Origin of the sequence: Rhizobium sp. NPDC090275 (assembly GCF_044772225.1) — a bacterium.
Classification (GTDB): domain Bacteria; phylum Pseudomonadota; class Alphaproteobacteria; order Rhizobiales; family Rhizobiaceae; genus Rhizobium.
The window spans coordinates 126331-140235 of sequence record NZ_JBIVYL010000012.1 but is presented as its reverse complement, the minus strand read 5'-3'; the positions used below and the strand labels follow the sequence as shown (position 1 = coordinate 140235).

Below are 13905 nucleotides of genomic sequence, written 5' to 3'. Positions count from 1 at the left end.
GAGTTTTGCGTGTCCATTATGGCGGTCATCGAGACGGCGGAGAAGATGCTACCGGCGAGCCTGCGTCCTGCGGGCGGTCGCCTTCTTCGCATGCTCGGCGATATCATGACCAGGCGCGGCGAAAAGGCCGCCGCCCAGCGCATGGCGCTCACCGCATTTTTGATCCGCGTCATCAGCGCCGCCCTCGCCTTTCTCTCGCAGATCATCCTGGCGCGCCTGATGGGCGAGTACGAATACGGCATCTTCGTCTTCGTCTGGGTGCTGATCGTCCTCTTCGGCGATCTCTCCTGCCTCGGCTTCCACACCGCCATCGTCCGCTTCCTGCCGCAGTACAAGGCATCGGGCGCCTTCGAAGAAATCCGCGGCCTGACCGGCACCGCCCGGATCTTCGGGCTGCTGTCGGGCACCGCGGTGCTCGCCATCGGCATGATCGGCCTGCATCTCTTCGGCGATCGCATCCAGAGCTATTATGTCGTGCCGATCTTCCTCGGGCTGCTCGCCATGCCGATGATCGCGCTGGGCGACATTTTGGAAGGCACCTCGCGCGCCAATCACTGGCCCGTCATGGCGCTGAGCCCCGTCTATATCATCCGCCCGATCCTGATCATCACCTGCATGCTTGCAGCGATCGTCCTCGGCGCGCCGCACACGGCGGTCACCGCCATGCAGGCGGCGCTGGTCGCAACCTATCTCACCGCGCTCGGCCAGTATGTCGCGACCCTCATTCGCCTGCGCCGACATTATCACCAGGGTCCCAGCAAGATCGATTTCCTGAGCTGGCTAAGCGTCGCCTTCCCGATCTTCCTGATCGAGGGCGTCAGCTTCCTGCTCACCAATTCCGATGTCGTCGTCGTCGGCATTTTCCTGGAGCCGCACGAAGTCGCCATCTACTTCGCAGCCGCCAAGACCATGGCGCTGGTGCACTTCATCAACTTCTCGGTCAAGGCCGCCTCCGGCCCGCGCTTTTCCAGCATCATTGCGGAGGGCACCCGCGCCGAACTCGCCGCCGCCGCCTTCGACGCCGCCAGATGGACATTCTGGCCGGCGCTGGCCGTCGGCCTCGTGGTGCTCGCGGCCGGGCACCTGCTGCTGTCGCTCTTCGGCGGCGCCTTTACGGCGGGCTATGTGCTGATGGCGATCCTGCTTGCCGGCATTCTTGCCAAGGCGCTGGTGGGCCCTGCCGAAACGCTTTTGATGATGGCCGGAAAGCAGAATATCTGCGTCGCGCTCTATGCCGGCGCGCTGACGGCAAACGTCACCCTCAACATTCTCCTTATTCCCCATTTCGGCATCGAGGGCGCGGCGATCGCCACGGCCTCCGCCATGGGCGTCGAGGCCGTGCTCTTGCATCTCGCAGTCCGCCGCACGCTCGGCATCGCCCTCTTCGCCTTCGCCAGACCGGCCAGTGCCGGCAACGATATGGAAGCCTGACAGTATGGTGCGCAATCCTCCCGGAACCCAGACCACAGACTCGACCGCCAACCGCATGGTCCACGAGCTGGCATCGCTGGAATTCGATGCACCGCAGGCCGAAGCCCGCGTCGAGATCGGCCGTCCTGGCCGCGAGCTCTGCGTCTATTCCGGCAAGCTCGGCTACGATCTGCAGGACGAGCTGGACTTCCTCTCCAACCGCGCGCTGGAACCCAACGTCTTCTTCACCGGCCGCTTCCTGGCGCCCGCCATGCCGCGTCTCGACGACCGCGAGGTCAATTTCGCGCTGCTGCGCGACCAGAACGAGACCCGCAGCCGCCTGCGCGTGCTGATGCCCTTTTCGGTCGAAAAGCCGGGCTTCGCCGTCGGCCCCTCGATCATCCGTGTCTGGGCGAACAGCTTCGCGCCGCTCGGCACGCCGCTGCTCGACGGCGAGGATGCCGCCGAAACGCTTGATAACTTCCTCGAGGGCCTCACTGCCCGCGACCTGCGCATGCCCGGCATCCTGGTGCTGCCGGATCTGCGCCTCAACGGCATCTTCGCCCGCATGATCCGCGCCGTCGCCATCGGCCGTAACCTGCCGATCACGACCACCAACCCCTATCTGCGCCCGATGCTGCAGAGCGACGAGGACGCCGTCGCCTATCTGCGCCAGTCGGTCTCCTCCTCGCACATGCGCGAGATGCGCCGGCAATGGCGCCTGCTCGAGGAAAAAGGCACCGTCGTCTACAACGTCGCCCGCCAGCCGCGCGATATCCATATGCGCTTCGAGGAATTCCTGGCGCTCGAAGCCGGCGGCTGGAAGGGCAAGAAGCGCAGCGCGCTGGTCACCGACCGCCTGCACATGGCCTTTGCCCGCGAGGCGATCTCCAACCTGGCTGCCGTCGACGCCGTGCGTATCCACTCGATCGACTTCAACGGCAAGTCGATCGCCTCTACCGTCGTCCTGATGATGGGTGGCGAGGCCTATACCTGGAAGACCGCCTATGACGAGGCCTACGCCCGCTACTCGCCGGGCAAACTGCTCATGGGCGAACTCACCGAATGGCACCTCGACGACGCCAACATCGTCCGCTCCGACAGCTGCGCCGTCCCCGATCACCCGATCATGAGCCGCTTCTGGCAGGAACGCGAAGAGATGGGCACCGTCGTCATCGGCCTCAACCAGAACGCCGACCGCGACGTCCGCCAGGTCGCCACCCAACTGCATCTCTACAGCAGCACCCGCAATGTCGCGAAGATGCTGCGGCAGAAGATCATGTCGCTGGCTGGGCGGGGGTGAGTGGGCGGTTCTTATCCGGCCGTGGTACGTGTGATACCCCCCTCTGCCCTGCCGGGCATCTCCCCCACAGGTGGGGAGATCGGTTGGGCGCACCCGCTCGTTCCAACCTTCGATGTGTGGCGAAAGCCTAACCGCGAGTCGATCTCCCCCCTTGTGGGGGAGATGTCCGGCAGGACAGAGGGGGGTGCCACACGGCACAACGGAAATCAGACGATGAATGGAGCCGCCGCCACCGTGCAGTGATGGCGCCAGCCCCTGACAAATCAAAGGACGTCTTGCAACTGCGCCTCGCCGTCGTGCAGGAAGCAAGCCTTCTTGAACAGGCCGAGATCGACGAAGTTCGGAAGGCGTACGTCGGCAATACCGGGAAGGCGCTTTTCCGCAGCTTCGAATGACCTGTCTACCTGGGAAATGAACCCCAATATCACACCGGTCTCCCGTGCGAATGCCCCGAGGGACTGCAACTGCTCTGAAAGAGCAGGCTTGCTTCGCTGCTGGTCGAGCAGTTGAAGGTAATCGATAACCGCGATTGTTCCCGGCTTTGATCCCATCATGTATGTCGTGATGTAGTCGGCGCTTATCTCATCGGACGTGGAGATATCAATTCGATCGGCAACAACGCCGCTCCCCTCGTCTAGCGTTCTCAAGCGCCTTCGCGCCTGCTCCTCCGTGAATTCAAGCGTGAACAACACGGCTCGGCGGCCACTGCGAGCCGCATCCACCAGAAGTTTAAGGCCAAGCATGGTCTTGCCGTGTCCGGGGCGTCCCGCAAGCAGCAACAAATCCCCATGTTCCAATCGGGACAATATTGTTTCGGAAAGCGGTCCCGAAGACATGCTGGCTGAGAGCAGGCTCCACCTTGCAAAACCCTCGTCTCGGGCGATCTGGTCCAATGCTTCGTTGAGCGCAATGCCATCGTTGCGCGCCATCAACTTGGCCCGCCGTTTAAGCTGAAATATCGGTGCCGAAAGCTTCATTACAAACCTCCATCACGAGCCGAACCGCAACCCCTCCTTATGCGATGCTCGAACAGATGGTTCGATGAATGGCGTCACCCTGCATGTGAGATGCTTTCCCGAAAGGAGGGAGGAGGCTTGGGTCCAGCCTGTGGCGCAAATCTAGCGAGTTGCGTGATTCGCGGCAAGCACCACTCAGGGCATTGGCCGTCTCTACCCCTCACTCACCGCCCGTTCCCGCAACATCCGCCGGATCACCTTGCCCGATGTCGTCAGCGGCAGCGCGTCGACGAACGCCACCTCGCGCGGATATTCGTGCATCGACAGCCGCATTTTCACCCAGTCGCGGATTTCCGCCGCCAGCGCGTCGCTTTCAGCAAACCCCGGCGCCAGCACCACGTAAGCCTTGACGATCTCGGTTCGCAGCGCGTCGGGTTTGCCCACCGCCGCCGCCATCTGCACGGCCGGATGGCCGGTCAGGCAGTCCTCGATCTCGGCCGGGCCGATGCGGTATCCCGACGAGGTGATGACGTCGTCGTCGCGGCCGAGGAAGGTGACGTAGCCGTCTTCATCCTGCCGGCCGAGATCACCGGTCAGCAACCAGTCGCCGGCGAATTTGCGTGCGGTCGCCTCCGCGTCGTTCCAATAGCCGAGAAACATCACCGGATCAGGCCGCGCGATGGCGATCTGGCCGACAGCACCCGGCGCCAGCGCCGCGCCGACCTCATCGACGATCGCCACCTTATGCCCCGGCACTGCCTTGCCGATCGCCCCAGGTTTGCTCACGCCAAGCGCGGCGTTGGACGACAGCACGAAATTGCACTCCGTCTGCCCGTAGAATTCGTTGACCTCGATGCCGAGCGTGCGGCTTGCCCAATCATGCGTCTCCGCCCCCAGCGCCTCGCCGGCAGCGCCGATGGTGCGCAGCGTGAGATCGTATCGCTCACGCGGATCGGGCACCGATTTCATCAACCGCAAGGCTGTCGGCGGAATGAAGCCGTTGCGCACCCTCATCTCGGCCATGATCCTGTAGGCCATATCGGCATCGAATTTCTGCGCCGGCGACGAGACCACGGGCACGCCGAGCATCAGGCTCGGAAGCAGCGCGTTGAGCAGCCCGCCTGCCCAAGCCCAGTCGGACGGCGTCCACATCCTGTCGCCAGCTTGCGGAAAACCCTCATGCGCGAACTGGATGCCAGGAATATGCCCGGCCAGCACCCGGTGCCCGTGCAGCGCCCCCTTCGGCGCGCCTGTTGTGCCCGAGGTGAAGATCATCAGCGCCGGCTCGTCCGGCCCTGTCGGCGGCACGTCGAAGATGGGCGCATGGCGCTCGACAAGGCTGCCGAAGGAGACGACGCCATTGCTGTCGTCAGAAGCGTCGACGCTGATCACCGTCTTGAGGTCCGGCAGCCGGTCGCGGATTTCATGGATACGTTCGAGCCCGAAGCCGTTGGTCACGACAGCGGCCGCACCCGACGTCTTCAACCTGTATTCCAGCGCCTCGACACCGAAGAGCAGCGCCAGCGGCACCGCGATCGCCCCCATCTTGTAGATCGCCATATGGGCGATCACCGTCTCGAAGGATTGCGGCAGAAGCAACGCCACTCGGTCGCCTTTTGTCAGACCCAGTGCGACGAGCCCGTTGGCAAGCGAGGCCGAGCGCGCCGCAAGCGCGCCATAGCTCAACGAGAGATGATCGCCATCCGGGCTGAAATGCTGAAGACAGATCCGCTCCGGCTCGCGTGCCGCCCAATCGTCCGAGCACACGCGGCCGATGTTGAAATCCTCGGGGATCGTCCAGGCGAAATCGCGGTAGCGATCGTCATAGCGAGCGCGCGGCGGCAGCTTCATGGGCGCAGGATCATCGATGGGGTCTCGGGGCAAGAGTCCGTTTATGCTGCAGCAGCTAACACCGTGGGCGGGGATCACGCAAGCGTGAAGCCTGATCGCCCTTCCCGCCCTGGGGAACGCATGGTTGTTTGTTGCGGCCGCTGCCAATCTGGCGGGTAGCGCCCTAGATAGGGGTAGCGCCAGGGTTTCTAGTCTCATCACGGAGCGATTTCATGGAATACGTCAAATTCGGCGGCACCGGCCTCGAAGTCTCGAAGATCTGCCTGGGCTGCATGACCTTCGGCGAGCCCGGCCGCGGCAATCACAGCTGGACGCAGGCCGAGGAGCCGAGCCGCGCATTGATCCGCCAGGCGCTCGAAGCCGGCATCAATTTCCTCGACACCGCCAACACCTATTCCGACGGCTCGTCCGAGGAAATCGTCGGCCGTGCGATCAGGGATTTTTCGCGGCGCGACGAGATCGTGCTCGCCACCAAGGTGTTCAACCGCATGCGCCCAGGCCCGAACGGCGCCGGCCTGTCGCGCAAGGCGATCTTTGACGAGATCGACAACAGCCTGAAGCGCCTCGGCACCGACTATGTCGACCTCTACCAGATCCACCGCTTCGACCCGACGACGCCGATCGAGGAAACGCTGGAGGCACTGCATGATGTCGTGAAGGCGGGCAAGGCGCGCTATATCGGCGCTTCGTCCATGCATGCCTGGCAGTTCGCCAAGATGATCTACACCTCCAGAGCCAATGGCTGGACGCCCTTCGTCAGCATGCAGGACCACCTGAACCTGCTCTACCGCGAGGAAGAGCGCGAGATGCTGCCCTTCTGCCAGGATCAGAAGATCGCCGTCATCCCCTGGAGCCCGCTGGCGCGCGGCCGCCTGACCCGCGACTATGACGAAAAGACCGCCCGCAGCGAGACTGACGAATTCGGCAAGACGCTCTACCAGCAGGCCGAGGACGCGGACCGCGCCATCATCGGCAAGGTCGGCGATCTCGCCAGGAAGCACGGCGTATCCCGCGCCCAGATCGCCACGGCCTGGATCCTGCAGAAAAGCGCCGTCACCGCCCCGATCATCGGCGCCTCGAAATCCGGTCATATCGACGACGCCGTCGGCGCTCTCTTGGTCAAGCTCTCGGCTGAGGATATCGCGGCGCTGGAAGAGCCCTACGTGCCGCACCGCGTCGAGGGCTTCAAATAAGGTCGCAGGATACCTTGCCTGCCCCCGAAACGGGGCAGGCGCACGATCCAATTCAAGATATCGCCCCCGAGGATATCCCCATGACCGTCATCCCCTTCGAGGCCCGCCGCTTCCGCTCGACGGCCGCCTATTATACCCGCTACCGCGTTCCCTATCCGGACGAGCTGATCGCCTGCGTCACGGAGCGCGCCGGCCTGCAAACAGGCGAGCGCCTGCTCGACCTCGGCTGCGGCCCCGGCCAACTCGGCATCGCCTTCGCCCGCATGACAGGCGCAAAGGTCACCGGTATCGACCCCGAACCGGAGATGCTGGAGACCGCGCGCGCCGATGCAGGCACAGCCGGTGTGACCATCGACTTCATCCACGGCTCGTCCTACGATCTCGGCCCGTCGCTCGCGCCGCTGAAGATGACGGTCATGGGCCGCTCCTTCCACTGGATGGACCGCCCGGCGACGCTCAAGGCGCTCGACGCGATCACCGTCGACGCCGGTTGCGTCGTGCTCTTCGGCGATCGCCACATAGCCTCCACGCCGGATTGGCGCGCCGCCGTCAACACGCTGTCGGAAACCTTCGCGCCGGAACGCAACGCCGACCGCGAGCGCCGCAAGGGCCCGGATTGGGTCGCCCACGAAACGGTCCTGCTGCAATCGCCCTTCAACCATCTCGAGCGGATCGGCATCGTGAGCGAGCGCCAACTGACCGCGGACGACATCATCGGCCGCGCCTTCTCGACCTCGGTGACGTCACCGGAAACGCTGGGAGACAAGGCGGAAGCGTTTGAGACCGAGCTCCGCGCCGCCCTGGCACGGCTTTCGCCTGATGGCCGCTTTGCCGAGACCGTCGAGATCAGCGGCCTGATCGCCCGACATGGCTAACCCTTAGCCGGCGAAAGAGCGTCGCGCGTCGTGAACAGGAAATTGTCGGAAAGCTCCCGGCTCTCCACGGCGCGCGCCAAAATCACCGCTCCCATCATCGCCGACAGCGTCGTGAACCCCTTGGCGCGGCGCTCTTGCGCGCTGTCGCCGGGCACGATCTCGGAGAGTATATCGACCAGCGCCGACAGCCCGTCATTGAAGGTCGAGCGCACGGCACCGTGGCTGCGGCTGACCTCCTGCACCAGCGAGGCGAAGACGCAACTGCCGCCGGGATCATCGACGCTGCAACGGGAGAGATAATGATTGAGGAGCGCATCGAGCGGCGCATCCGGCGCGCTTGTTATAATCTCGTTCCAGCGGACCTTCACCCGCTCGATCAGCGCCCGGCTGACTTCGAGCGCCAGATCTTCCTTCGACTGGAAATGGCCATAGAAGCCGCCATGGGTCAGCCCCGCGGCCTTCATGATCTCCGCCACGCCCGTGGATTCGAACCCCTTCTCGCGAAACAGCACGCCCGCGACACCGAGGATCTTCTCCCGGTTTTCCGCGAATTTCTCCCGGCTGACACGCATAGCAAGGCTCCTAAAAAACACCGCTTGACAATTTATATGACGCGCATCATCAATAATCAACAATGATGATGGCCGTCATCTAAATATTTGTATTAGCCTTCCGGCAACCCCCGAACGGAACAGCCCCATGGTCTCCACTGCACTTGCCTCCACGCTGGCGCGGCGCAACATCCACTACGGATGGGTCGTCGTCGCCGCCACCTTTCTCACCATGCTGGTCACTGCAGGCGCCATGGGCGCGCCGGGCGTGCTCATCAAGCCGCTGCAGGACGAGTTCGGCTGGGAGACCTCGCAGATCTCGTCGGCGCTTGCCGTCCGCCTGCTGCTCTTCGGTCTGATGGGCCCCTTCTCCGCCGCCTTCATGAATTATTTCGGCGTCCGCAAGGTCATTGTCTTCGCCATGATCCTGATTTCGAGCGGCTTCGTCGGCTCGCTGTTCATGACCGAGATCTGGCAGTTGCTGCTGCTCTGGGGCATCGTCGTCGGCCTCGGCACCGGGCTGACCGCCATGGTGCTGGCCGCCACCGTCTCGGCCCGCTGGTTCACCAAGCATCGCGGCCTCGTCGTCGGCATGCTGTCGGCCAGCTCCGCTACCGGCCAGCTGGTCTTCCTACCCCTGATGGCACAGCTGACGGAGAGCTACGGCTGGCGCGCCACCGTCTTCTTCGTCTGCGGCATGATCCTGTTCGCCGCGCTGGTCGTGCTCGCCTTCATGCGCGACCGCCCCTCCGATCTCAACCTCCCCTCCTTCGGCGAGGACCGCATCACCCCGCCGCCCGTACAGACCGGCGGCCTGCTCACCATGCTCGCGGCCCCGATCGTCGTCCTCAAGGAGGTCTCGAAGACCTCGACCTTCTGGATCCTGTTCGCCACCTTCTTCATCTGCGGCCTGAGCACGAATGGCCTGATCCAGACCCATTTCGTCACGCTTTGCGGCGATTTCGGCATCCTGCCGGTGGCCGCCGCCAGCGTGCTTGCTGTCATGGGCATCTTCGATTTCTTCGGCACGATCGGCTCCGGCTGGCTGTCGGATCGCTTCGACAATCGCTGGCTGCTCTTCTGGTATTACGGCCTGCGCGGCCTGTCGCTGCTCTTCCTGCCGTTCAGCGATTTCTCCTTCTACGGCCTGTCGATCTTCGCCGTCTTCTACGGGCTGGACTGGATCGCCACCGTCCCCCCGACGGTCAAGCTCGCCGCCGAACGCTTCGGCAAGGAGAAGGTCGGCATCGTCTTCGGCTGGGTCTTCACCGGCCACCAGCTGGGTGCCGCCACGGCAGCCTATGGTGCTGGCCTGTCGCGCACCGAGCTGCAGAGCTATCTCCCCGCCTTCTTCATCGCCGGCGCCTTCTGCCTGCTCGCCTCGATCCTGGCGATCACGATCAAGAAATCCGGTCTCCCCACCCCGGCCGTCTCCGTCGCGCACTGAAGACATCCTTCCGGCCGAGCCCATTCGGCCGGAAGCCCCACGAAATCAGCCCGATACCCATATCCCCGTCTTGCGCCATCAGTCAAACGCATGCTAGACACCCGCCTCGTCGGTATCCGTTGCCCCATTGGCGGAATTGGTAGACGCGCTCGACTCAAAATCGAGTTTCGAAAGAAGTGCTGGTTCGACTCCGGCATGGGGCACCACTGGACTGCGGCAGACCCGACGTCTGCATGAACCGCCATCTTCTCTTTTGTGTTTTCAAGCCGCGCGCTTGAACGTTTCGATCGCTGCATCCAGCTGGATGATCTTCGCCGTCCGTCCAAGCAGCGGCAGATGCGGCGTGTTCTCGCTGTCGGTGATAACAGCGACGCGTACCGGCGATTGTTCGCCGAGATCCTTGATGTCGAGGAATTTCGACACTGCGGCGTGAACGGACGACGCATGAGGCACGACCAGATCGAACAACGACGTGTGTCCGCCGATCTCAATCATCGCATCAAAATTCCAGGGCGAACTCGCGCCTCGAACCATGACCTCGCGTTCGACATGCGCCTGAGGAAAAGCCGCCGTCAACCGCGACCAAAGCTCATATCGCTGGTCCATCGCACGCTTTTCGGATATCCGCGCCGCCGTGTGATCGACAGCTTCCTTCGACGCGTTGGCAACCGCGATTGCCGCGGAAACCAGCGCTTCGCGAGGCACCTCGATATCGAAGACCATATCGCTGTCGAATCTGACGCCAAAGCGCTCTGCGGCCGCCTTGGCTATTCTCGTGAAAACAGTGCTTCCGTCCATAAGGTCGGCTTCGCGCCGTCCTGCCCCTAGGTCGGAGACGAAGTATCCATCCTCGCTTTCCTGGAAACGCAGCACGACGCGCGCGCCGCCTGGATATAGCAGCGGCGTGACCACCATTGCCCCCTCGTTTCCGCCACGGGAATAGGAGAGCGCGCGGGACACCTCTTCGGCAATCGCGTTTATCGAGATTCTATCGATCATATCGCAGGCTCCCATTCCATTCAGGTGCAGGCAAATCATCAAGGCCGGAAATGTTGAAATGCGCCCCGATCACTGCCCAGATTTCCCGGAAAGACTGTGGTTCCTTATCCAGCGCCCGAGCATTTGGCAAATTGCTTACCGGAACGAATGCATCGGCTCCGATCCTGGCATTATCCTCGCATGTGTGGATATGAGAACCGTTAATTTCCGGCGGTAGATGAAATCGTCGCCAGTGTCTGTTCGTATGCGGCGCAATCGGTGCAAAGTCGATCCGGCTGACGCACACCCACCGAACTGCGTCATATATCTCAAAAGTTGCCGTGACATCTTCCATAGGTCGATTACGCCACACGCCGATCCGAATGCGAATGTCTTCCAGCGCAATATCGTTGCGATCGGAAACCGTGATGATCATCTCGGATCGCGACGCCATATCGGAGATTAAAGGAAGCCTCCCGGCGTCAGTAGCTTGTTTCCGGCTTTCACGATACATGGCCCCATCGGACCATGCAGGCCAACCGAATATGTTCTTTGGTTCGGCGACGATTGCCTGCCAAGCTTCCAATTTGGGCGGACGAGAAGAACTCACCAAACCTCCCGGACAGCAACGATTTACACGCCCTCGTTTAGAAACAAATCTCCGCTACTCGCGATATTGGTGTCAAGAGTGCCGCTTCACGATATTTGAACCTTGGCATGGTGGTGTAGCCATCACCACCGATATTGCCGTCTCAATTTAAATCAGCAGTTTAATTTCCCCCGCACATCGGTCAAAGTGCCGGCTCCCAAAAGGAGAACACATAAGCGTGCATCACGACGTCCCCCTCATTGCCACCATTGCCGTCAGTTTCGGGTTCGCGGCGATCCTTGGCTATCTTGCCGATCGCCTGCAGTTGCCGCCGCTGGTGGGCTATCTGCTGGCCGGGATTTTGATGGGGCCGATCACGCCGGGTTTCGTGGCCGATACCGGGCTTGCGAGCCAGCTGGCCGAGATCGGGGTAATCCTTCTGATGTTCGGTGTCGGGCTGCATTTCTCGGCGCGTGACCTGCTTGCGGTGCGCGGCGTCGCCATTCCAGGCGCGATCGTGCAAATCCTGGTCGCGACGCTGCTCGGCGTCGGGTTGGCGGAGTGGTGGGGCTGGAGCCTCGGCGCCGGCATCGTCTTCGGGCTCAGCCTGTCGGTCGCCAGCACCGTGGTGCTCCTGAAAGCGCTGGAAGAGCGAAATCTGGTCAATGCCGCCAGCGGCCGTGTCGCCGTCGGCTGGCTGATCGTCGAGGATCTGGCCATGGTGCTGGCGCTGGTGCTGCTGCCGGCCCTGGCCGAGCTGCTCGGCGGCCACGCGCCATCGGGCGCGCATGGCGCTGCCATGCCACTGCCGCTCACCATCGCGCTGACGCTGCTCCAGGTCGGTGCCTTTGCCGCGATGGCGATCTTCCTCGGCCCCAAGGTCGTGCCGTGGCTCCTGATCCGCGTCGCCCGCACCGGCTCGCGCGAACTCTTCACGCTGACGGTCCTGGCATTGGCGCTCGGGATCGCCTTCGGCTCGGCGCAGATCTTCGGCGTATCCTTCGCGCTCGGCGCCTTCTTCGCCGGCGTGGTCATGAGCGAGTCCAGCCTTAGCCACCGCGCCGCCGCCGATTCCCTGCCGCTGCAGAACGCGTTTTCGGTACTGTTCTTCGTGTCCGTCGGCATGCTGTTCGATCCGTCGATCCTCCTGCGCCAGCCGCTCGGCGTTCTCTCCGCCCTGCTCCTGATCATCGTCGGCAAGGGGGTCATCTCCTTCGTCGTCGTCACGCTGCTGCGCTATCCCATCGGCATGGGCCTGACGGTGGCCGGCGGTCTGGCGCAGATCGGCGAATTCTCGTTCATCCTGGCCGGCCTCGGCGTCACGCTCGGCCTGCTGCCGACAGATGGGCAGGACATCATTCTCGCCAGCGCCATCATCTCGATCACGCTCAACCCCATCGTCTGCGCCGGCGCCGAGGCGCTGCATGGCTATATCCAGCGCCGCTGGCCGCAAAGCGCGCGCCACGGCCACGCCAATTTCGACCTGCTGAACGACGAGCTCGACAATATCCGCGCCATCACCGAAGCGCGCGAACACCAGCACCAGCTGGAAATGCGCGAGCTCAGCGAAACCTTCCCGCTGTTTGCCAATGTCGACGAGAACTCGCAGGAGGAGCTGCTCCTGCTGTTCCGCCCGAAATCGGCGCTTCCCGGCGAGCGCGTCATGCGCAAGGGCGATCGCGGCGGCGGCATGTATTTCCTTTCGGCGGGCGCCGTCGAGGTGCAGCTGCCGGATGATGCGATAAGGCTCGAGCCCGGCGCCTTCTTCGGCGAGATGGCCTTGCTCAGCGGCGGGCGGCGCAATGCCGATGTGGTCGCCGTCGATTTCTGCCATTTCTTCGTGCTGGAACGGCGTGATTTCAACATGTTCACGGCGAAACATCCGGCGCTGCGCCAGATGGTGAGCGAGATGGCGCGCGAACGCACCGAAATGAACGTCATGCGCCAGAAGCGCGTCCCTTCCCCTGGTATCGCCTCCTGATCCGGCGCGATCACGGCACAATCCCCTCGCACGATCACGAAGAGTTTTTTACCGCACTGCCGCATGACTGACACAGCAGCCATTTACAGGCCGATATCGGGCCCATAAAGCTCATGCACGCAACCTGAAAGGACCGGAATGCTTCGCAGATTGTACGACTGGACCATGTCGCTGGCATCTCGCAAATCGGCCGAAGTCTGGCTTGCCGTTATCGCCTTCGTCGAAAGCTCCGTCTTTCTCGTTCCGGCCGATGTCCTTTATCTTCCGATGGCACTTGCCAAGCCCGAGCGCGCCTATCGCTACGCGCTGGTGGCGACCGTCGCTTCCGTGCTCGGCGGCATCGCCGGCTGGGCGCTCGGCTATTACGCCTATGACACGATCGCCCGCCCTGTCCTTGAATTCTACGGCAAGCTCGATGCCTTCGAGCAGATGCGAACCTACATCCACGACGAATGGGAAATCCTGCTGCTGTTGCTGGTGACGTCTGGTCTCGCGCATCTGCCGCCGATCAAGATCGTCACCATTCTTGCCGGCGTCATCCACATGAACCTCGGCTTCTTCATCATCTCGGCCATCATCGCCCGTGGCGCGCGCTTCCTGTTCCTCGCCTGGCTGCTGCGTCGCTATGGCGAACCGATCCGCCACTTCATCGAAAAGCGCCTCGGCCAGATCACCGCGATCGTCGCCGGCGTGCTGATCGTGGCAGGTGTCGGCTACAAGCTGCTTGCCCACTGATTATCCATTAGTCCCCATGCGCCATTTGCCCGGAGC

The 13905-nt window shown here is 62.9% G+C and carries 12 protein-coding genes and 1 tRNA gene; 8 read left to right on the top strand and 5 right to left on the bottom strand.

The annotated features are described in order from the left end of the window. Nucleotides 1-18 precede the first annotated feature (18 nt). Together ACIQUB_RS26085 and ACIQUB_RS26080 are read left to right on the top strand one after the other, a co-directional pair. Nucleotides 19-1431, top strand: a complete 1413-nt coding sequence (locus tag ACIQUB_RS26085; RefSeq protein WP_113235391.1) for an oligosaccharide flippase family protein — start codon at nucleotides 19-21, stop codon at nucleotides 1429-1431. Between the two features lie 4 nt (nucleotides 1432-1435). After that, entirely contained in the window at nucleotides 1436-2713 is a 1278-nt protein-coding gene (locus ACIQUB_RS26080; protein WP_112950915.1) for a GNAT family N-acetyltransferase, read from the top strand. 263 nt (nucleotides 2714-2976) lie between these two features. On the opposite strand, the gene ACIQUB_RS26075 is transcribed toward ACIQUB_RS26080, so the two are convergent. Continuing rightward, complete coding sequence (locus ACIQUB_RS26075) at nucleotides 2977-3690, bottom strand: DNA helicase (RefSeq protein ID WP_113235392.1); 714 nt, start codon at nucleotides 3688-3690, stop codon at nucleotides 2977-2979. Nucleotides 3691-3882: 192 nt separating this feature from the next. Continuing rightward, the gene (locus ACIQUB_RS26070; RefSeq protein WP_113235393.1) at nucleotides 3883-5520 is read right to left on the bottom strand and encodes an AMP-binding protein; all 1638 of its coding nucleotides are present in this window, start codon (nucleotides 5518-5520) and stop codon (nucleotides 3883-3885) included. Nucleotides 5521-5732: 212 nt separating this feature from the next. Here ACIQUB_RS26070 and ACIQUB_RS26065 point away from each other — a divergent pair, with 212 nt between their 5' ends. Continuing rightward, nucleotides 5733-6713, top strand: coding sequence for an aldo/keto reductase (locus tag ACIQUB_RS26065; protein WP_113235394.1), 981 nt, complete (start codon nucleotides 5733-5735; stop codon nucleotides 6711-6713). 80 nt (nucleotides 6714-6793) lie between these two features. Further along, a complete protein-coding gene (locus tag ACIQUB_RS26060) occupies nucleotides 6794-7588 on the top strand; it encodes a class I SAM-dependent methyltransferase (protein WP_113235395.1) in 795 nt (264 codons plus the stop codon). Here ACIQUB_RS26060 and ACIQUB_RS26055 read toward each other — a convergent pair. Continuing rightward, on the bottom strand, nucleotides 7585-8160 hold the full coding sequence (locus tag ACIQUB_RS26055; protein WP_113235396.1) for a TetR/AcrR family transcriptional regulator: 576 nt from the start codon (nucleotides 8158-8160) through the stop codon (nucleotides 7585-7587). The genes ACIQUB_RS26060 and ACIQUB_RS26055 overlap by 4 nt on opposite strands. A gap of 127 nt (nucleotides 8161-8287) precedes the next feature. Here ACIQUB_RS26055 and ACIQUB_RS26050 point away from each other — a divergent pair, with 127 nt between their 5' ends. Together ACIQUB_RS26050 and ACIQUB_RS26045 are read left to right on the top strand one after the other, a co-directional pair. Continuing rightward, nucleotides 8288-9586: an MFS transporter gene (locus ACIQUB_RS26050; protein ID WP_113235397.1), complete on the top strand. Its 1299-nt coding sequence runs from the start codon at nucleotides 8288-8290 to the stop codon at nucleotides 9584-9586. Nucleotides 9587-9707: 121 nt separating this feature from the next. Further along, nucleotides 9708-9792 (top strand) — tRNA-Leu (locus tag ACIQUB_RS26045). 55 nt (nucleotides 9793-9847) lie between these two features. Here the strand turns inward: ACIQUB_RS26045 and ACIQUB_RS26040 are convergent. Together ACIQUB_RS26040 and ACIQUB_RS26035 are read right to left on the bottom strand one after the other, a co-directional pair. Further along, entirely contained in the window at nucleotides 9848-10585 is a 738-nt protein-coding gene (locus tag ACIQUB_RS26040) for a hypothetical protein (RefSeq protein WP_113235398.1), read from the bottom strand. Next, nucleotides 10575-11174 carry a hypothetical protein gene (locus ACIQUB_RS26035; RefSeq protein WP_162737354.1) on the bottom strand — a complete coding sequence of 200 codons (600 nt, stop codon included), beginning with the start codon at nucleotides 11172-11174 and terminating at the stop codon, nucleotides 10575-10577. The genes ACIQUB_RS26040 and ACIQUB_RS26035 overlap by 11 nt, the downstream gene beginning before the upstream one ends. 217 nt (nucleotides 11175-11391) lie before the next feature. Here ACIQUB_RS26035 and ACIQUB_RS26030 point away from each other — a divergent pair, with 217 nt between their 5' ends. Further along, the gene (locus tag ACIQUB_RS26030) at nucleotides 11392-13134 is read left to right on the top strand and encodes a cation:proton antiporter (RefSeq protein ID WP_113235399.1); all 1743 of its coding nucleotides are present in this window, start codon (nucleotides 11392-11394) and stop codon (nucleotides 13132-13134) included. Between the two features lie 138 nt (nucleotides 13135-13272). Next, nucleotides 13273-13869 carry a YqaA family protein gene (locus tag ACIQUB_RS26025; protein WP_018901513.1) on the top strand — a complete coding sequence of 199 codons (597 nt, stop codon included), beginning with the start codon at nucleotides 13273-13275 and terminating at the stop codon, nucleotides 13867-13869. The last annotated feature ends 36 nt before the right edge of the window (nucleotides 13870-13905 follow it).

Excerpts from the sequence above, each read along its gene's own strand:
- ACIQUB_RS26085 (WP_113235391.1), top strand. The coding sequence starts at position 19 with ATGGCGGTCATCGAGACGGCGGAGAAGATGCTACCGGCGAGCCTGCGT.
- ACIQUB_RS26080 (WP_112950915.1), top strand. The coding sequence starts at position 1,436 with ATGGTGCGCAATCCTCCCGGAACCCAGACCACAGACTCGACCGCCAAC.
- ACIQUB_RS26075 (WP_113235392.1), bottom strand. The coding sequence starts at position 3,690 with ATGAAGCTTTCGGCACCGATATTTCAGCTTAAACGGCGGGCCAAGTTG.
- ACIQUB_RS26070 (WP_113235393.1), bottom strand. The coding sequence starts at position 5,520 with ATGAAGCTGCCGCCGCGCGCTCGCTATGACGATCGCTACCGCGATTTC.
- ACIQUB_RS26065 (WP_113235394.1), top strand. The coding sequence starts at position 5,733 with ATGGAATACGTCAAATTCGGCGGCACCGGCCTCGAAGTCTCGAAGATC.
- ACIQUB_RS26060 (WP_113235395.1), top strand. The coding sequence starts at position 6,794 with ATGACCGTCATCCCCTTCGAGGCCCGCCGCTTCCGCTCGACGGCCGCC.
- ACIQUB_RS26055 (WP_113235396.1), bottom strand. The coding sequence starts at position 8,160 with ATGCGTGTCAGCCGGGAGAAATTCGCGGAAAACCGGGAGAAGATCCTC.
- ACIQUB_RS26050 (WP_113235397.1), top strand. The coding sequence starts at position 8,288 with ATGGTCTCCACTGCACTTGCCTCCACGCTGGCGCGGCGCAACATCCAC.
- ACIQUB_RS26040 (WP_113235398.1), bottom strand. The coding sequence starts at position 10,585 with ATGATCGATAGAATCTCGATAAACGCGATTGCCGAAGAGGTGTCCCGC.
- ACIQUB_RS26025 (WP_018901513.1), top strand. The coding sequence starts at position 13,273 with ATGCTTCGCAGATTGTACGACTGGACCATGTCGCTGGCATCTCGCAAA.